At 40.4% G+C, this 19449-nt stretch carries 18 protein-coding genes; 8 read left to right on the top strand and 10 right to left on the bottom strand.

Annotated elements, in window-relative coordinates; translation table 11 throughout:
* Positions 1–8: 8 nt before the first annotated feature.
* Genes holA through leuS form a run of 3 tightly spaced genes read right to left on the bottom strand, consistent with a single transcriptional unit; the run spans position 9 to position 4127 of the window.
* Entirely contained in the window at positions 9–1046 is a 1038-nt protein-coding gene (gene holA, locus FFU37_RS09950) for a DNA polymerase III subunit delta (protein ID WP_138489398.1), read from the bottom strand.
* Entirely contained in the window at positions 1046–1537 is a 492-nt protein-coding gene (locus FFU37_RS09945) for an LPS-assembly lipoprotein LptE (RefSeq protein ID WP_024594704.1), read from the bottom strand. The genes holA and FFU37_RS09945 overlap by 1 nt, the downstream gene beginning before the upstream one ends.
* Position 1538: 1 nt before the next feature.
* A complete protein-coding gene (leuS, locus tag FFU37_RS09940; RefSeq protein ID WP_138489397.1) occupies positions 1539–4127 on the bottom strand; it encodes a leucine--tRNA ligase in 2589 nt (862 codons plus the stop codon).
* Positions 4128–4302: 175 nt separating this feature from the next.
* Here leuS and FFU37_RS09935 point away from each other — a divergent pair, with 175 nt between their 5' ends.
* The 5 genes from FFU37_RS09935 to FFU37_RS09915 all read left to right on the top strand — a co-directional run bounded on the left by FFU37_RS09935 (position 4303) and on the right by FFU37_RS09915 (position 8704).
* Positions 4303–4761, top strand: coding sequence for a zinc ribbon-containing protein (locus FFU37_RS09935; protein ID WP_002958528.1), 459 nt, complete (start codon positions 4303–4305; stop codon positions 4759–4761).
* Between the two features lie 77 nt (positions 4762–4838).
* On the top strand, positions 4839–7262 hold the full coding sequence (locus tag FFU37_RS09930) for a Lon protease family protein (RefSeq protein ID WP_239022699.1): 2424 nt from the start codon (positions 4839–4841) through the stop codon (positions 7260–7262).
* Between the two features lie 2 nt (positions 7263–7264).
* Positions 7265–7741 carry a BamJ family beta-barrel-assembly machinery protein gene (bamJ, locus tag FFU37_RS09925; RefSeq protein ID WP_138489395.1) on the top strand — a complete coding sequence of 159 codons (477 nt, stop codon included), beginning with the start codon at positions 7265–7267 and terminating at the stop codon, positions 7739–7741.
* 25 nt (positions 7742–7766) lie between these two features.
* Positions 7767–8021, top strand: coding sequence for a hypothetical protein (locus FFU37_RS09920; RefSeq protein WP_002958531.1), 255 nt, complete (start codon positions 7767–7769; stop codon positions 8019–8021).
* Between the two features lie 146 nt (positions 8022–8167).
* Positions 8168–8704 carry a hypothetical protein gene (locus FFU37_RS09915; protein ID WP_138489394.1) on the top strand — a complete coding sequence of 179 codons (537 nt, stop codon included), beginning with the start codon at positions 8168–8170 and terminating at the stop codon, positions 8702–8704.
* A gap of 21 nt (positions 8705–8725) precedes the next feature.
* Here FFU37_RS09915 and FFU37_RS09910 read toward each other — a convergent pair whose 3' ends face one another.
* Entirely contained in the window at positions 8726–9250 is a 525-nt protein-coding gene (locus FFU37_RS09910) for a CIA30 family protein (RefSeq protein ID WP_138489393.1), read from the bottom strand.
* Between the two features lie 67 nt (positions 9251–9317).
* Entirely contained in the window at positions 9318–10094 is a 777-nt protein-coding gene (locus FFU37_RS09905) for a hypothetical protein (protein WP_138489392.1), read from the bottom strand.
* Positions 10095–10274: 180 nt separating this feature from the next.
* On the opposite strand from FFU37_RS09905, the gene FFU37_RS09900 reads away from it, so the two are divergent.
* The 3 genes from FFU37_RS09900 to FFU37_RS09890 all read left to right on the top strand — a co-directional run bounded on the left by FFU37_RS09900 (position 10275) and on the right by FFU37_RS09890 (position 13830).
* Positions 10275–11360 carry an alkene reductase gene (locus tag FFU37_RS09900; protein WP_138489391.1) on the top strand — a complete coding sequence of 362 codons (1086 nt, stop codon included), beginning with the start codon at positions 10275–10277 and terminating at the stop codon, positions 11358–11360.
* A gap of 152 nt (positions 11361–11512) precedes the next feature.
* Positions 11513–12523, top strand: coding sequence for an RDD family protein (locus FFU37_RS09895; RefSeq protein ID WP_138489390.1), 1011 nt, complete (start codon positions 11513–11515; stop codon positions 12521–12523).
* Positions 12524–12564: 41 nt separating this feature from the next.
* The gene (locus FFU37_RS09890) at positions 12565–13830 is read left to right on the top strand and encodes a hypothetical protein (RefSeq protein ID WP_138489389.1); all 1266 of its coding nucleotides are present in this window, start codon (positions 12565–12567) and stop codon (positions 13828–13830) included.
* Between the two features lie 54 nt (positions 13831–13884).
* Here the strand turns inward: FFU37_RS09890 and lnt are convergent, their stop codons facing one another.
* The 5 genes from lnt to miaB are packed head-to-tail and all read right to left on the bottom strand — an operon-like array spanning position 13885 to position 19343.
* Complete coding sequence (gene lnt / locus FFU37_RS09885) at positions 13885–15435, bottom strand: apolipoprotein N-acyltransferase (RefSeq protein ID WP_175413902.1); 1551 nt, start codon at positions 15433–15435, stop codon at positions 13885–13887.
* Entirely contained in the window at positions 15416–16300 is an 885-nt protein-coding gene (gene corC / locus FFU37_RS09880) for a CNNM family magnesium/cobalt transport protein CorC (protein WP_002958541.1), read from the bottom strand. Before corC ends, lnt begins: the two co-directional genes overlap by 20 nt.
* 22 nt (positions 16301–16322) lie before the next feature.
* Positions 16323–16781 carry an rRNA maturation RNase YbeY gene (gene ybeY, locus FFU37_RS09875; RefSeq protein ID WP_002958542.1) on the bottom strand — a complete coding sequence of 153 codons (459 nt, stop codon included), beginning with the start codon at positions 16779–16781 and terminating at the stop codon, positions 16323–16325.
* A gap of 4 nt (positions 16782–16785) precedes the next feature.
* Positions 16786–17844: a PhoH family protein gene (locus FFU37_RS09870; protein ID WP_002958543.1), complete on the bottom strand. Its 1059-nt coding sequence runs from the start codon at positions 17842–17844 to the stop codon at positions 16786–16788.
* Between the two features lie 50 nt (positions 17845–17894).
* Positions 17895–19343 (bottom strand): tRNA (N6-isopentenyl adenosine(37)-C2)-methylthiotransferase MiaB, encoded by a 1449-nt coding sequence (miaB, locus tag FFU37_RS09865; protein ID WP_002958544.1) that lies wholly within the window; start codon positions 19341–19343, stop codon positions 17895–17897.
* Positions 19344–19449 lie beyond the last annotated feature (106 nt).

The following is a 19449-nucleotide window of genomic DNA, read 5'->3' as shown; positions in this document are numbered from 1 at the left end:
GTTATTTATTAATTAACCGCGTGGCACGGCATAGGAATGTTGAGCGGCTGGCAAAATTTAATACAAATATGAGCAAGCGCTTGGTAAGGTGCAATTAAATTACCTTGCTTGTAACTCGCATCAAACAACGCAACATCACTGTTTATTTGTTCTAGTGTGTGCATATTTAAACGGTTAATTGCGTTTTGAACTGGACCTTGTTGGTTTTTCCAAATTGCTTTTTGTTTAAATAAATTTGCTATGGGTTCGCCATTTAATAAACCAAGTTGCACACTTATAAGTGTATTAAGCTCTTTGGTTATAGCCCACAAAATACTCACCACTTCGGTGTTATCGCTGGCAAGTTTGTTTAGTACTTTTATAGCTTGTTTAGCGTGGCCATTTAATAGTGCATCGCTTAAATCAAAAATATCAAACTTGGCTTGATTTAACAGCCCTTGCATAACTAGTTGCTGAGTAATTAATGCATTGCCGTGTAGTAGCGAGAGCTTTTCAAGCTCCTGAAAACAGGCTAATAAGTTGCCTTCAGTGGCATTTATTAAGCTGACTTTGGCGTCGCTTTGCATATTAAGTGATAAACGTTGGCATTGCTCATCAAGCCATCGTTTTACATGAGAGCCCGTAAGTGGGTAGCAAGGTACGAACACGCCTAGTTTATCAAGGGCTTTAAACCATGCACCGCGTTGTACTTCTTGACTGGCTTTAGCGCCTTTAACAATTAAAATAGTATCGGGATTAACCAGCTCAACTACTTTTTTAAAGGTATTGCTGCCAATAACGCCTGGCTTTTGTTGGTTTAAATCAAGCTCAATAATAGTGCGGGCGCTAAACAGCGACATGCTCTGATACTGGGCTATGATTTCTTGCCAATCGAATCCTTGCATTAAAGTAAATTTAATTACTTCATCAAAACCTTGTTGCTTAGCACAGTCGCGAATTTGTTGTACGCATTGCGCTTCTTGAAAAGGCTCTTCACCAAATACTAAATAAAAGGGCTTTAGCCCTTTATTTAATTCATTCGGTAGTTGATTAGCGTAGCAGCGCATTATAGTTGCGACAGCTCTCTAACAATACGACGACTGGCTTGCTCACGAATCTCGCTAATGAGTAGCTCAAGCTCTTTTGCTTTTGCTAATGCATGATCCGGATCGTCTTGGTAATTACGGTAAAGCTCAAAACGTTTTTCTATCGCTTTTTCACCAGGGAGTTTAACTACATACGACACGCCATAAGCAAGTTCGTATTCAGCAACCTGACCATTTTGAAACAGCGAAAGTGTTTGGCGTTCAATACTTTCTTTGCGTAAATACAATTGGGCTTTATCTTTAGCTGACGATACAAGCTCTACGTTACTCGCTTTAAGCTCTTTTTTAAGCTCAGTAAATAAAGTCGATTTTTCATCATCGCCTACAAGTGTTAGCTGTTTTAAGTTATCAGGCAAGCTAGAGGCTTTTTTTAAATGAAAGCCACAGCTTGATAACAAAAAACAGACTAGCACTAAGGCTAGTCCATTTTTAATGGCGTTAAATGCAGCCATATTAGTTAGCTACCACGTTAAGTAGTTTACCTGGTACGTAAATGATTTTACGAATAGTTGCGCCATCCGTAAATTTAGTTACGTTAGATTCTGCAAACGCAAGGGCTTCTACTTGCTCTTGAGTGGCATCAGCTGCAACCGTTAACTTAGCGCGAAGCTTGCCGTTTACTTGAACGATGATTAGTTTTTCATCTTCAACAAGTGCCGACTCATCAACTTTTGGCCACTGCGCATCTAAAATTTCGCCTTCTTTACCAAGCTCTTTCCAAAGCTCATGTGATAAATGCGGAGTAATAGGTGCAAGCATAATAACTAATGCTTCAAGTGCTTCGTTAGCAATCGCTACATCTTGTTTGTCGCTCAGTGGTGCTTTTAATAACTTATTAGAAAGCTCCATAATGGCTGCAATAGCGGTGTTAAAGGTTTGACGACGTTCAACATCATCAGTCACTTTAGCAATTGCTTTGTGTAAGTCACGACGTAGTACTTTTTGCGGGTTAGTGAGCGCTGATTTATCAAGTGCTTGGTAACCTACTGTTTTAACATCTACTGCGTATTTCCATACACGTTTTAAGAAGCGATGTGCGCCTTCAACACCTGAGTCTGACCATTCAAGCGTTTGCTCTGGTGGTGCTGTAAACATCATAAATAAACGCACTGTATCTGCACCGTATTGGGCAATTACTTGTTGTGGGTCTATACCGTTGTTTTTAGACTTCGACATTTTACTCATGCCTGATGAGAATACTGGCTCACCGTCTTCTTTATGCCATGCTTTAGTTACGCGGCCTTTGTCGTCGGTTTCGGTATTTACATCGCTTGGCGAAATCCATACATCGCCGCCTTTTTCATCTTTACGATAAAATGTTTCAGCAAGCACCATACCTTGACAAAGTAAGCGGTCGAACGGCTCGTCTGAATTTACTAAACCAAAGTCACGTAATAATTTATGGAAAAATCGCGAGTACAATAAGTGTAAAATAGCGTGCTCAATACCACCAATGTATTGGTTTACTGGTAACCAATAGTTAGCAGCCGCTGGATCTAGCATGCCTTCGTCGTAGCGTGGGCTACAGTAGCGTGCGTAGTACCAAGATGATTCCATAAAGGTGTCAAACGTATCAGTTTCGTGAAACGCAGGTGCGCCATTTACTGTTGTTTTAGCCCATTCTGGGTCTGCTTTAAGAGGTGACGTTACACCGTTCATTACCACATCTTCTGGTAAGCGAACTGGTAGCATATCTTCTGTTGCTGCAAGTTCTTTGCCTTCTTCGTCGCTAAGCATTGGGATTGGAGAACCCCAATAACGCTGACGGCTCACACCCCAGTCACGTAGACGGAAGTTTACTTTACGCTCCCCAACACCGAGTGCTTCAAGCTTGTCGGCAATAGCTTTAAACGCAGCGTCAAAATCAAGACCGTCAAATTCACCTGAATTTACAAGTACACCTTTGTCGGTAAATGCTTCTTGCTCAAGGTTTACTTCAAGATCTGAGCCTTCAACCGGTGCAATTACTTGTTTAATATCTAGGCCGTAAGCCGTTGCAAATTCAAAATCGCGTTGGTCGTGTGCAGGTACCGCCATAACAGCGCCTGAGCCGTAATGCATTAATACAAAGTTAGCGACCCAAATTGGTACTTGCTCGCCCGTTAATGGGTGAGTTGCGTAAAAGCCTGTTGCTATGCCTTTTTTCTCCATTGTTGCCATGTCTGCTTCGGCAATTTTGGTGTTTTTGCATTCTTCAACAAACATTGCAACAGCATCGCTATTTTTAGCGGCTTCTTGTGCAATAGGGTGACCACCAGCAACAGCAACATACGTAACACCCATAAAGGTGTCTGGACGAGTTGTGTATACGCTAAAAGTTTCGTCGTTATCGGTGCGTTTAAATTCAATATCACACCCTTCAGAGCGGCCAATCCAGTTACGCTGCATTGTTTTAACTTGCTCTGGCCAATCTTCCAACTTGTCTAAATCGTCAAGTAGTTCTTGTGCGTAGTCGGTAATTTTAATAAACCACTGTGGAATTTCTTTTTGCTCAACCACAGCGCCTGAACGCCAACCGCGACCGTCAATAACTTGCTCGTTAGCTAATACTGTTTGATCCACTGGATCCCAGTTAACCGTCGACATTTTTTTATACACTAAGCCTTTTTCGTAAAGCTTAGTGAAAAACCACTGCTCCCACTTGTAGTATTCTGGATGACATGTCGCAATTTCGCGATCCCAGTCATAACCAAAACCTAATTGCTTAAGCTGTGTACGCATGTAATCAATATTTTCGTATGTCCACTTAGCAGGTGCTGTTTTGTTTTTAATAGCAGCGTTTTCTGCAGGTAAACCAAACGCATCCCAACCCATAGGTTGCATTACGTTTTTGCCTTGCAGGCGCTGGAAACGAGAAACAACATCACCAATGGTGTAGTTACGTACATGACCCATATGCAGTCGACCACTCGGATAAGGAAACATAGAAAGGCAATAATACTTTTCTTTGCTCTCATCTTCAGTGACTTTAAATACCTGGTTTTCTTCCCAGTAGCTTTGTACTTTTGACTCTATATCTTGCGGGTTATATTGCTCTTGCATCTATGGTTCCAGACTTCTTGCAAACTAATAAAAAATTGCCATTAGGATACCCCAAATAAAGTGCTATTCACAGCGTCAAAAACGCGGTTTTGATAAATTCTAACCTTCAGTTCAGGTTAACCTATACTTATCTAAGTTATAGGGTGATTTAACAGCAATTTTGAAGGAGTAAAAAATGGCAGATTATAAAGCATGGCTTGGCGATTTAACCAAATGGCTAAAAGATGTAAAAGATCATGAAGTAAAAGACGCAGTTACTCGATTTGTTGAATCTGAGCAGGCACTTAAAGATTTAGGGCAAGAAAGATACGCTTTATATAAAAGTTATTTACAGCGCGATATAGAACATGTCCAAGAAAACGAATCGCACTATAATTCGCTTGCATGGCAAGAGCTTAAAGAATCATTATGGTTTGAGCTTTCGCACATAGAAGATAAAACTCAGCTTGAGTGGCAATCTCTTAGTCAAGATTTTAAGCACAATGGTGTGTATCACGCAGGCGAATGGATAGCCATGGGCACATTAGTATGTAAGAATTGCACCCATAGTTACGATGTTTATCACGCGACACAAATTACACCGTGTATTGAATGTGATGGAATCTATTTTAGTCGTAAGGCGCTGCACCCTTAAATATAAGTATTAAGTGGCTGCGGGCCACTTAATACGCCCAAAGGCCAGCGAATATGTTGGTAAAAAAAGAAGTTAGAATGACGAAAAAATTGCTGCCACTATCTGTTTCAAAGCTCGCACCGAGTATTTCTACTAATCACGTACATACGTGTATGAGCAATCCATACCCCGAGCAACTAACATTTATAGGCCAACAACGCGCCCAAAGTGCCTTAGATTTCTCTTTAGGGATGGAACTGCCGGGTTATAACGTTTATGTAATGGGCGAGGCTGCCCATGGGCGCTTTACGCTTGTTAAAGATAAACTTAAGCAACATGCAAAAGACCGCCCAACACCAAACGAATGGTTATACGTAAATAATTACGATGATCACAGAGAGCCTATCGCATTGTTTATGCATGCAGGGCAAAGCAAGCAACTTAGTGACGACATAGATTCATTTTTAGATGAAGTACTCGACACATTTCCTGCTGCATTTGATAACCCAGGATACCAACGCAAAAAAAAATCAATCGATCGTGAATTTAACGATGCCTACGACAGTGCTATTACCGCAGTAGAAATTGCGGCATTTGAGCAAAGTGTTGCATTAGTCGAAGAAAAAAATTCAGTTGGGTTTGCACCGCTTGTAGATGGTAAACAATTAAGCGATGGCGAATTTGGCGAACTTGAAGAAACGTTACGCGAAGAGTTTTTTGAAAAAATTGAAAAGCTAGAAGATGCATTAATAGAAGCGTTAATTGAGCTGCCACGCTGGAAGCGCGAATCAAAAGAAAAACAGCGTAATCTTAAAAAGTCGACTGCAGAGCAGGCCACAAAACCGCTTTTAAAAGACTTAGAACATAAATATGCAACTCATATTGGTGTACTGCGTTATTTAAAAGATATACGCGTTGAAATTATAGACGCGGTACTTGAATGGCTCGATGACGAAGACGAAAGCGAAGAAAGCAAAGAAGACTTTGATCGTAAAGGCATGCTTACCGACTTTTTTGCACCTAATATTTTAGTTGAGTTTAAAGAAGACGATGCAGCACCCGTGGTGTACGAGCCCAATCCAACATTTGGTAATATATTTGGTAAAATTGAGTATTCCACATCGCAAGGGTCTTTAATTACCAGTTATCGCTCTATTCAGCCGGGCGCATTGCACCGTGCTAATGGCGGTTATTTAATTATGGATGCTGAAAAGGTAATGGCTAACCCTCAAGTGTGGGATGGTTTAAAACTTTCGCTTAAAACGCATCAAATTAAAAACGACTTACCGTATCAAGATAGCTCAGTAGGCAGTAGTTTTACACTTCGCCCGCAGCTTATACCGCTTGACGTGAAAATTATTTTATTAGGCTCGCGCGAACTGTATTACACCATAGGTGAATACGATGAAGAGTTTGCAGAGTTATTTAGAGTATTAGCTGACTTTGATTACTACTTACCAAGTAGCGATAAATTACAGTACCAATTTATAACTAAAGTTACCGAGTACTGCGAGCAAACATTAAAGTGCACTACCACGCAAGCTGCTATGGTGCGTTTACTTAAGTTTAGCTACCGCCAAGCAGAGCATCACAATAAGCTTTCTGCGCGTTTTGCTGATGTACTTGAATTAGTTGCAGAGGCAAGTTACTACGCAAAACAGGATAAATTAACTGTTATAGATGCGCATCATATTGATGAAGCCATTGAAGGTAAGCAATACCGTACCGGCCAAATTAGTGAAAACATGCTAAGCGATATAAAAGAAGGTCATACACTTATTGCAACCGACGGCCAAGCCATTGGTAAAGTAAATGGCTTAACCGTATTACACATTGGCGATACCTCTTTTGGTACCCCAGCGCGTATTACGGCAACAGTTTATGCTGGCGCCGATGGCGTAATAGATGTTGAACGTGAGGCCGAGCTTGGTAAAGCAATTCACTCAAAAGGGGTAATGCTACTTACCGGTTATTTAGGTAATAAATACGCACAGCACTTTAGCTTAACGCTTAGCGCTAATATCGCTATTGAGCAAAGCTACGGTTATATAGATGGCGATAGTGCATCTTTGGCAGAGTTGTGTGCGCTTATTTCGTCTATTACAAGCCTACCTATTAGCCAATCAATTGCACTGACAGGCTCTATTAACCAACATGGTGATGTACAGGCTATTGGTGGCGTAAACGAAAAAATAGAAGGCTTTTTCAAACTGTGTAAAATGCGTGGCTTAACAGGCTCGCAAGGCGTTATCATTCCTAAATCAAACCAAGTTAACTTAGTGCTTGATGACGAAATACTTAATGCGGTTGAAGCGGGTAAATTTAATATTTACGCAGTTGAAACCGTAGACCAAGCGCTTAACCTGTTAATGGATATAGAAGCTGGCGATATTATTGATGACCAGTATCCAGAAAACTCAGTAAACGGAATTGCGCTTGCTCGCCTTAAAGAAATTGCCGACATAGTAAATGGCGATAACGATGACGAAAAAGACGAAGAACTAGATAACGAAAAAGGTTAATAATGATCAATATAATTTTGGCGGTGGTTATCGCCATTTTTTGTTTTTTAATATTTCAAAATAGTAAAAAAGCAAAACAACAAGCAGGCATAAATGCACAAATAGGGGCAGATTACTTAGCCGCTAACGCAAAAGTAGAAGGTGTAGTAGAAACAGCTTCTGGCTTGCAGTACAAAGTAGTACACAAAGGTGAGAGTGAAAACACACCAAGCCCAACAAGTATGGTTAACGTGCATTACCACGGCACACTAATCGACGGCACGGTGTTTGACAGCTCAGTAGAGCGTAAAACACCGATTAGCTTTGGCTTGCACCAAGTGATTAAAGGCTGGACTGAGGGCTTACAACTAATGAGCCCAGGCGATAAATACACCTTTTATGTACCGCACCAATTAGCATACGGCGAAAAACGTGTAGGAAGTATTCCTCCTGCCTCAGTACTTATTTTTGAAGTAGAGTTACTGGCAATTGAGTCTTAGTGATTAAATAACAAGGAAGTAAATTATGAATAAAGATGAATTACTTAAAATAGCCAAAGGTGATATTAACTTTACCTTTCAATCTATTATTTATGCATTAGCGCTATGCTTACTAGTTGCAGCTGTTTTTTTACTGGAGATGAGCGTTAACCTACAAATGGGTTTAATAGTTTGTATTATCGGTGTGTTTGGAATGACTATTTATAATAATTTAAATACTCGTCTAAATGCAGCCCTTGCTCTTATTGCGCTCTCACAAGACAACCAAAGCACTAAGTAAGCAACGAGTTAGTTTAATAAATTGGTATAAGCCCTACTTTACTAAAGTGGGGTTTTTTGCTTTTAGCTAACAATAAAATTTACTCAAGGATTTTAATACGAGGTCGATACCCATAATAGTTACAAAGCTATTTTAGGGATAAAATAATGAAGATTTTAGCGGCTTCCATTCCATACCAAGTACACAGCTCAAATACTCATCCTTTAGCGCAATCAGATAAACTAACTGTTGAAAAAGCGAGTGAAGAAAAGAGCGAGGAAGAGAATGAGGAAGAGCCAAAATATGCGTTATCAAAGTTTTTAGATACCAAAGCCGAAGAGTATAGTGAAGATAACGCTACGTTTGGCAATCAATATAAAAACCTAGAAAAAGTATACAAGCACTTCACTGGGCGAGTTATTGCGCTGCAAGAACAAATTAACAAACTTAAACAAAGCCCCGTACAACGTAGTTTAACTATAAACACTTCTGCAAGTGAGTTGAATAAAAGTGATGCGAGTTTAACTTTAGATGCAGAGCACCTAGGTGCAAAAAAATATAAAAACACACAACAGCAAGAACAAATAGATATGTTAGAGCTGCAACTCGGGGAGTTAAAATCAGAGCAAGCGGCAATAAAGCAACAAATGGTTGAACTGGTTATTAGTGAACTAAAGAGGCGGGGCGACGACTATACTATTTAGCGCGACCAACATGTTGGTGGGTTAGCTTTTAAACTCAATTTTACCCACTTCAAGTTTAAACTTACCTTCTTGCTTGCCTGCAATCATAAAGCCTAGCTGTTTTATATCATCAAAATCAATAATCGGTTGTTGCTCAAGCACGCGACCGCGATACGTTAAAGTAAAATCACTCTGAGCAAAGTTTATATCTACCCATTCATTTTTTACTGTTTTAAATGAGTGAGTGTACGCTGCGCCATCAAGGTAATTAGTTGTTCTGAGCCTAAGCTGATAGGTTTGTCCATCACCTTTAACACGCAGCGCTATAGCTTTAGTATTTTGGCTTTGTGTACTTAGCTCTGTACGTATTGATGCAAAACCGCCGTTATTATCAAGCGAAACATTGCCTGTAAAAAGCAAACTTTCTTGAGTTTGTGTTACTTGGCTATTAGATACACCGCCCATTACTGAGTCGTTAATAACGTACCAGCGCTGGTTTGCATTCGCTTGTGCACTTACAACTAACAAATTAAATACAAAAAGTGAGGATAGTTGTTTGGTGATCATGGCTTACTCCTAATTACTTTAAGCTTATCAATACGGATAAACATATTATTTGTTCACTTATTTAAAGCTAATTATTTTTACGGCTCCATTTTTTCATGATTTTTTCAAACATAATTTCTTTATCAGTTTTATCCTCAGGGCAGGGTTTACCGCTACCTAGAGGCATACCATTGCTACCAAATACGGTGGAAGTATCAATTAAATAGCATTTACCGTTAAATTTTTCTAATCGTCGTGTGCCTGTTGTATTTTGGCTAATAACTTCTGAATTATCAGATTTTACTGGTGTTTTAATTGTAGGCTCATTGTTTATCTCTTCATTTTCAGAGTTTTTATCTTCACCAAAGGAGACCATTTTTTTATGAGTCATATTATTTACAGGAGAGCCAAATAGCGGCGCGTATGGATTAAGCTTTTTAAATGTTTGAGAGGCTTTTGTTGTAGGCTCTGAAGGCGCGGCTACCTGGGGAGCAACAGGTTTTACAGGGTCTTTTTTAAGCTCTGTTTGTGCCTTTGGTAACGTGATGGTTTTGGCTTGCGTTTTTTTAGTTACCCTTACTTTGGCTTTTGTAGAATCTTTTTTTATAGGTGTAGTGTTAGAGGTCGCTGAATTTGGTGCATCAGTTTTAGTGTTTACAGTTTTTATATCAGGCGCATTGGTTGTTGTAACAACTGAGCTTGGCTTAGGTAGGCTTGCTAAATTAACCGTAACATAGGCCTGTATTATTTCGCTTTTTTCCTCCTTTGGCGGCGCAACTTTAATAGATTGCGAAAACAAAAAGTACAACACAATAGCGTGTATACACAACGAGATAACCCACGGCCATGCATTCCCTTTATTCACATCAAACCCTCAACTTAATAGTGCTGTTAAGAGTCAATAAAATACATTTAGTTCACCTAAAGTTAATGTGTTTTACTTTGTGGCTTTATTGCAGATACAACAAAACTATTTTGCAGTTTTTGTTGTTTTTGCATGTGCTTGGTTACGTTATTATGAGCGCAATCAAACTTAGGAGGCATTATGACATTACTTTTTGAACCAATAGAACTTGCAGGTAAAACATTAAAAAACCGTATTGTTATGCCCCCAATGACTCGCTCGCGTTCAACACAGCCTGGCGATATAGCTAACGACTTAATGGCAACATATTACGCACAGCGCGCAAGTGCCGGACTAATTGTAAGCGAAGGCACACAAATTAGTGAGCTTGGTAAAGGTTACGCTTGGACTCCGGGTATTTATTCAAATGAGCAAGTTGCAGGCTGGAGTAAAGTAACAAGCGCAGTACATAGCGCTGGTGGAGTGATGTTTGCTCAGCTTTGGCATGTTGGCCGTGTAACTCATAGTGACAACACCGGTGGCGTGCAGCCTATTTCTGCATCGGCCATTGCTGCAAAAGACGTAAAAGTATTTGTAGATACAAACGGCGCACCGGGGTTTGTAGACACCCAACTCCCACGCGAAATGAGCAAACAAGATATTACGCATGTCATAGGTGAATTTCGCCAAGCAGCTAAAAATGCAGTTAATGCAGGGTTTGATGGCATAGAGCTTCATGCTGCAAATGGTTACCTTATTAATCAATTTTTAGACTCAGAGTCAAATGCTCGCACCGATGAATATGGTGGCAGTGTGCAAAACCGCATACGCTTTTTAATTGAAGTGGTAGATGCTGTTAGTGACGAAATTGGTAGCAGTAAAGTAGGCGTAAGACTTGCCCCATTAACAACTCTTAATGGCACAGTAGACGAAAACCCTGAGGAAACTTACTTAGCGGTTTCTGAGGCATTAAATAAAGCCGGTGTAGGTTACATGCATATAGCCGAAGCCGATTGGGATGACGCACCTTTAATGAGTGTTGAATTTAAAAAATCGATTCGCAAAGCCTACAGTGGTGTATTAATTTACGCAGGCAAGTACACCAAAGAGCGCGCAGACAAAGCACTTAGCGAAGGCTGGGCCGACATGATTGGCTTTGGTCGCCCGTTTGTATCAAATCCAGACTTACCAGCACGCTTAAAGCAAGGCAAGCCTCTTAACAGCCACAACCCCGACACCTTATTTGGTGGCGCAGAACAAGGCTATACCGATTATCCAACGGTATAATTGCTAGTAAGTAATTAACATTGAGTAAAAACATCAAGGGCTGCATTTTATGCAGCCCTTTTTTGTGCATTGATTCTAATCGCTTTACCTTGAGCAAAAAATAAAAAACGCGTAAGTTAACCTGGTTACCTATTTTAATAACAAGAAAATAAATGAAAGCCAAAGAGATAGAACAATTAGAATTATCAAATTCTGAAACCCGAGAAGTTATTACACCCTACGCTTTTAAAATTGACAGTGCTTTACTGGGCTTGCCTTTAGCTACACCTATTCAGCGTGCATTAGCGATTATTATTGATGTTGCACTGATATTTTTAGCAGCCAAACTCAGCGCTGCTTTAATAGCGTTTGTTGCTGCAATGGCTTTTTATAAAGGTACGGCACAGCAATACCTTCCAAAAATGTCGAATGTGTGGCGAAGAATCTTAAAAATAACGGCAGCAAGTATTTTATTTGTAAGCGCACTTACTGTGCTTTCAATTGGCATTGATTACCTAGAAGACGATAACGCTGATCAAGGTTTAGCTGTTCAGGGCGTAAAAATACAAGATGAAATTCAGCTTACTCCCACAGAAAAACAACGGGTAAATACTTATTTAGCGCAAACAGCTGATGAAAGCTGTGAGCAACCTTGCCAACAAAACGCGTTTGATAATTTAATTGGGCAAGTTCCCAAATTAGCAGAAATGGACGACCTACAAAGCCCACAACTTGCTACCGTACTTTTACAACTATTAGTGCTCAGTGAAAATAACGAAATAAAGCCTGCACAGTTAATAGAAGAAAAACCTGCACAAACAAGCACAAATAGTATTTTGCAGTGGAGCAAAGGCATTATTCAAGACTTAGGCTTAGGTTTTGGCTGGGCTGCTGTTTACTTTACGTTGTTCTCGTTACTTTGGCGAGGCCAAACACCGGGTAAAAAGGTATGTAATATTCGTGTGGTTGCCTTAAGCGGTGAGCCATTAGGTTTATTAGATTGTTTTGGTCGCTACGGCGGCTACGGCGCAGGCTTTGCCACAGGCTTGTTAGGGTTTTTACAAATATATTGGGACCCAAATAGACAAGCCATTCAAGATAAAATATCAGCGACTGTGGTTATTAAAGGTAACTTGAATCAAGTTGTAAATGTTGAAACGGTAGAAGAAGCAGTGAAGGACTAACTCCAATTAACATAATTTAATTAAACTATAGGTATATCTATTTGGAAGTCTTACTTGAAGGATTAAATAATGAAAATGAAAGTAATCATTTTTTGAGATCTTTATGGGCAAGTATTAGAGATCACTTTGGTAAGTGTGCTTGGCATTACTCTCCGTATAAAAAGCTAGGTTCTAAACAAATAATTTTAGGACGTATGGACTATAAAGCTAAAGGTTCTTTCGAGGTTTCGGTCAGGTATAAACAAAAAGGAAATTTAGTCGCGGTCATGTTCTCTGATTATATCGAAAGTGATGAAATTATAAGCGACCTAAAAGTTATTAGAGAGCTAGTTAAAAATAGTTTAGATTATAAAAAACTGATTTCTAAATTTAGCTTTAGTATTTCTCTAGAAGTTATTAGGGGCTCTATTGCCGCATACTCAGGTAAAAGTTTTGTTTTACAACCAACAGGTAATAGTTCAATTGAATTGATAGTTGATATTGATGGTTATGATGCTGTAGATGCAGAAGCTAAAGCATCAGAAAAAATTAAAACGGTTATTGAAATTTTAACTGTTAGTACAAACTTTTTGATTATTCGAGATACTCAGGGTGACAATGATTCATCGCTTTCTAGTGTAGAAATTAATAAATATTCTAAAGATATAAATTGGATTGATGCTAAACCAATAGCTGATGGCTTAGTTCAAATCTCAGAAAAAACCTGTTTCCTTATTGATTACATACTGAGTAATGATATTTACTCTTATGAAATTCAATTACTCTTGAATTCTTATGCTCATTTTTCATCAGGCAGATCTTTAGATTCATTTACCTTAGATACATATTCCCCAACTCCGAGAATAGGGGAGGCAAGTGATGAGGGGAATACTGACTTTCAGAGCGATTTAAGATTCTCTAATGCAGCTAAACTTCATCCATCATCAAGTGAAGATGCAATGATACTTTATATGTCTTCATTAGAAGTTGCGTCGTTGATTGGAGCTTCGAAGAGTAAAAAGTGTGATAGTTGTGGTCAACAAGTACATTCAATCTCAAATAGAGTGAGAAGTTATGTGGGAAAAGATAGCAATAATGACCCATTAGTTAAAATAATTAATTCATATTACGGTTTAAGATCAAGATACCTTCACCAAGGAACTAGGTTTGTCGATAATTCATATTCAGGCAGTGTGGTACCACTATTAGATAGCAATACAATGAGTAACGCTAGAGAGTACTACCAAGTTAGTCTGCTAAATTTAAGGGAATGGTGTAGCTACTTACTAAGGTTATCTTTAGAAGAAATGGCTTTAGAAGCTAATTAAACACTTTAAAAATGTAGAGCTAAATATGTAGGCCCTACATCTTAAATAGCGAGCTTAACTTCTAAACCTAACCCCAAAACCACCAAGACCCATCAAAAACACAAATCCCCATACAAACATGTTGCCGTATTGACTGTACACGCTGTCGCCTTTTATAAGCTTAATATTGGCTTTCAATGTTGTAGCTTCAAACTGAGGCATGGTTTGTTGAGTGTGGCTTATAGGGTCGTATACGGCGCTTACACCATTGTTTGTAACACGCACTAGAGGGCGTTGTAGTTCGAGCGCGCGCATACGGGCTATTTGCATGTGTTGCAAAGGCCCAATGGAGTCGCCAAACCAGGCATCGTTACTTACAGTAAAGAGTAGGTCAGAGTCGCTTTTGTAATTACCGCGTACTAAGTCGGCAAAAACAATTTCGTAGCAAATAGCAGGGAGTAAGTTATAGCCATTGGCGCGTAAGTTGTTTTGCACTTTGTCGCCACGGGTAAACGATGACATAGGCAAATCGAATAATGGGGCAATAGGGCGCAAAAAGTCTTGAAATGGTACAAATTCGCCAATAGGTAGTAGCTGGTGTTTTTGATAGCGGTTTTTATCAAGGTAATGGTAATGCCCATGCTCGTCGCCGCGCTCTTTATTACCGACAACAATTAAGGTGTTAAATATATTTTTGGTGTCTCGCTGGTAGTCAACAATACCGGTTACAAGGGCGGTTTTATTAAACGAGGCGGCACTGTCTAAATTGGCTAGGTAGGAATCGGCAAGCATTTCTATTTCAGGCACTGCGGCTTCTGGCCATACTATTAAGTCGGCATCCCAATGTGGACGTGTCATGTCTTGGTATTTGCTCATTGTGGTCCAAAACTCACTTGGCTCAAAGCGCAGGTGTTGCTGTATGTTGCCTTGTACGAGCAATACTGACATGTTTTTATCTGTGTAATGAATGCTGCCTGTGGTATTTGCGCCTGTAAAAATAAGCGCAACAGCTGTCGCAGTAACCGCCGGGGTTTTAAAATCTTTTTGGGTAAGTCTATATAGTGCAAAGCCAATAGCCACACACGTTAGTGTTAAGCCAAACTCGCCAATATAAGGGGCAAGCAGCCTTAAAGGTCCATCGGTTTGTGTGTAGCCAAAACTTAACCACGGGAAACCGGTAAGTACGGTGCCACGTAAATACTCACTAATTGCAAAGCAGGCAATTAGTAATGCGCCAAAGCTTTTAGGGCCACTGGCAAAGCGTGTAGTTGCCCAAAAGGCAAGTGCGGGAAATAATGCTAAGTATGAGCACAAAAAAGCCATTAACGAGAGCGACGCTATAAGCGGCATACCGCCAAAGGTGGCAATAGAAACATGTACCCAGCTTATACCTGCACCAAACCAGCCTAGGCCAAATATAAAGCCATATTTAGCGGCGGTTTTTGCGTGTGCTTTACCGGTACTATTGGGATTAATGCAAAAAATTATGGCGCCAAGACTAATAAATACGATGGGCCAAATTTCAAAAGGGGCATAGCCAAAAGTTAAAACAAGGCCCGCAACGAGTGCGAGCCATGCTTTTTTATCTTTTGCTAATAGGGTAAGTCTAGTTAGCAGTTTCTTCACTGTCGTTATCATCAGCCTTAGGAACGGTGACTTGCAGTTGCAAAATACGACGATTGTCGGCGTTGGTTACTTTAAATTGGTAACCTTCTATGTCAATCGTTTCACCACGGCTTGGCATATGGCCAAATGCGTGCAGTACAGTTCCGCCAATAGTATCGGCTTCGTCTGTGCTGTAGCCTGTTTTAAAATGCTCGTTAAAGTCATCTACAGGTGTGAGTGCTTGCACTACATGGACATGTTTAGCAAGTTGACGAATATCTTGATGTTCTTCTTCTTCGTCGTGCTCATCTTCGATTTCGCCAACAATTATTTCAAGAATATCTTCAATCGTTACTAAGCCAGATACGCCGCCGTATTCGTCAATAACAACAGCCATATGGTAGCGTTGCTGACGGAATTCGTTTAGCAATGTATCAACACGTTTGCTTTCAGGTACTACCATTGCTGGGCGTAAATAATCGCGTATTGATGGTAAATGCTCGTCTTTATTTAAGATCAGTGGCAATAAATCTTTAGCGAGTAAAAAACCTTCTACATGATCTTTGTCTTCAATCACCACTGGAAAACGTGAGTGAGTTGAGTCAACCATCATTGGAATTAGTTCTTCAAGCGGGCTGTCGATCTCAAGAGTGATCATTTGTGAGCGCGGAACCATTATGTCTCGCACTTTAAGCTCAGACACGCCAAGCACACCTTCTATCATCTCTTTTGTTTCTGGATCGATTACGTCTCGTTCTTGCGCATCGGCAATAACTTCGACCAGCTCTTCTCTATTCTGGGGTTCCCCTTGCAACATTTGGGCTATTCTGCCCAACCACGTTTTGCCAGAAGAACCCTGGCTAGATTGCGAGTTACCGTCGCTCATTGCGTCTAATTGCTCCGTTAATTTAAATATCGTCCCGGTATGGGTCTGCTATGTTTAGCTCTGCAAGTAATTGCTTTTCGATGCTTTCCATCTCTAAAGCATCGTCACTCTTTATATGGTCAAATCCAAGCAAATGCAAGCATCCGTGAATAACCATGTGAGCAAAGTGGTCATGAAATGACTTCTCTTGCTCAATTGCTTCAGCTAATACAATGGCTGGGCAAATAATTAAATCACCAACCAAAGGAATATCTATTCCTGGTGGTGCTTCAAATTCGAACGACAGTACGTTGGTCGGTTTATTTTTACCGCGATAGTCGTTATTAAGTTGTTGCGATTGCGCTTCGTCGCTAATAACGATACTGAGTTCGGACTCGTCACGGTATTGGCTAAGGGCTTTGTCGGCCCATAGTGCAAATTGTTCTTCGCTTGGGAGGTTGTCAAACTCACAGGCTATTTGTAAATCAAGTTCGGTTGTCAAAGTATTACTCTTTAGTAGTAGGCTGTTGAAGAGCAGCGAGTGCGTCTTTTGCATTTTGCTTTTCAATGCGCTTAAGTCGCTCGCTTTCGTCGTTACGCTCGTAGGCTTCAACTATGCGTGCTACAACAGGGTGGCGTACTACGTCGTGGGCTTTGAAGTAGTTAAAGCTAATTTCGTTTACGCCATCAAGTACTTCAATTGCATGGCGAAGGCCTGAGCGTGTCCCACGAGGTAAATCGACCTGTGTAATATCGCCTGTAATCACCGCTTTTGAGTTAAACCCTATACGGGTTAAAAACATTTTCATTTGCTCGGCGGTGGTATTTTGGCTTTCATCTAAAATAATAAAGGCATCGTTTAAAGTACGTCCGCGCATGTAAGCAAGCGGTGCGACTTCGATGATATTTTTTTCGATGAGCTTTTCTACTTTTTCAAAACCTAGCATTTCAAAAAGAGCATCGTAAAGAGGGCGCAGGTATGGGTCTATTTTTTGACTTAAATCGCCAGGTAAAAAGCCAAGCTTTTCGCCAGCTTCTACAGCAGGGCGCGTTAGTAATATACGGCGTATTTCTTGGCGCTCAAGAGCGTCGACGGCGGCTGCAACTGCAAGGTAAGTTTTACCAGTACCTGCAGGGCCAATACCAAAGGTAATGTCGTGGTTTAAAATATTAGCCACATAAACACCTTGGTTGTCGTTACGTGGTTTAATAACACCCCGGCGGGTTTTAATAACCATTTCTTTGCCATAAGCGCTGCTGGATGCATCTTGCTCTAAGGCTTTTGATTCGGTAATAGCTAAATGAACGGCGTCGGGTTCTATTTCGCCTAAAACACCACGAACTGGCTGAGTATCAACATAAAGGTTTTTTAAGATTTCTACAGCGCCGGCGCAGTTGTGTAGTTTACCGGTTACTTTAAAAAAGTTGTCACGGTGAATTATTTCAACAGCCAGGTGGCGTTCAATTTGTTTGATGTTTTCGTCAAACGGGCCACATAAAGAAGATAGGCGTTTGTTATCGGCAGGTTCTAAATAAATCTCTAATGTTTTTAACTGATTACTCAAAATTGCTTCCTATAGTACTGCGCCAGCGTTAACTGGCGCTAATTGTGTGACTAAGGAACGAAAGTAGCTACGCCAATTTCGTTAACAGTGTCTGGTTTTGGCTCTGCAGCTGCAGCTTTAGTTAAAATAGCTGAAGGAGCGACTTCACGTCGTAAATTCATTTCTGATTCTGTACGAATTAAGTCACCACGTAAAGAGTTAGGTAGTGCTTCGGTAATACGTACATCAACAAACTGTCCGATCACTGTGTGCGGGCCAACAAAGTTTACTACACGGTTGTTTTCGGTACGGCCACGTAATTCCATAGGGTTCTTCTTAGAAGGACCTTCAACAAGTATACGTTGCTCTGTATCGAACATTTGACGACTAATTTGCTGCGCCATTTGTGTAATACGGTTTTGTAGTAAGTATAAGCGTTCTTTTTTCTCTTGCTCTGTTACGTCATCCGGCAAATCTGCCGCTGGCGTACCTGGGCGTGCGCTGTAAATAAAGCTAAAGCTCATATCAAAACCTATGTCGCTAATAAGCTTCATGGTTGCTTCAAAGTCTTCTTTGCTTTCGCCTGGGAAACCAATAATGAAATCTGACGACATGCTTAAGTTAGGACGAATTTTACGTAACTTACGAATTGTCGATTTGTATTCAATTGCCGTATGGCCACGTTTCATTAGGTTTAATATACGGTCTGAACCACTTTGTACTGGTAAATGTAAGTGATCTACAAGCTCTGGTACATCGGCGTAAACGTCGATTATATCTGGGGTAAATTCTACCGGGTGCGATGTGGTGTAACGAATACGGTCAATACCATCAATAGCTGCTATAAGACGAATTAAATCAGAGAAGTAACAAATTTCGCCATCGTGCGTATCGCCGCGGTATGCATTTACGTTTTGACCTAAAAGATTTACTTCACGTACGCCTTGCTCTGCAAGTTGTGCAACTTCAAGTAGTACGTCATCTACTGGGCGACTAACTTCTTCACCGCGAGTATAAGGTACAACACAAAAAGTACAGTACTTAGAACAGCCTTCCATAATTGATACGAAAGCAGATGGGCCATCTGCTTTTGGCTCTGGCAGGCGGTCAAATTTTTCAATCTCTGGGAATGAAATATCAACAACCGATGAGCCTTTGTCGCCTTGCACTTGTTTAATCATTTCTGGTAAACGGTGTAGCGTTTGCGGACCAAAAATAACATCTACAAATGGCGCACGTTGGCGAATAGAGTCACCTTCTTGTGAGGCAACACAACCACCTACACCAATGATTAAATCTGGCTTGTCGTCTTTTAATAACTTCCAGCGACCTAATTGGTGAAATACTTTTTCTTGTGCTTTTTCACGAATTGAACAGGTGTTAAGTAAGATTACGTCGGCATCTGTTGCATCTTCAGTTAGCTGGTAGCCGTTGGTGGCATCTAAAAGTTCAGCCATTTTCTGAGAGTCGTATTCGTTCATCTGACAACCCCAAGTTTTAATATGCAGCTTTTTGCTCATTGAAATATAGCCTCGTGTTCAATTCGATAGTGGCACAAAAATGTGCTTGAAACAGGATTAAGGAGCAAGCATGCTCACTTAAAGGAGGCGTATTTTAGCTGGATAC

It is taken from the genome of Pseudoalteromonas distincta, assembly GCF_005877035.1.
Lineage (GTDB): Bacteria > Pseudomonadota > Gammaproteobacteria > Enterobacterales > Alteromonadaceae > Pseudoalteromonas > Pseudoalteromonas distincta.
This window is presented reverse-complemented; position numbering and strand designations above follow the sequence as displayed.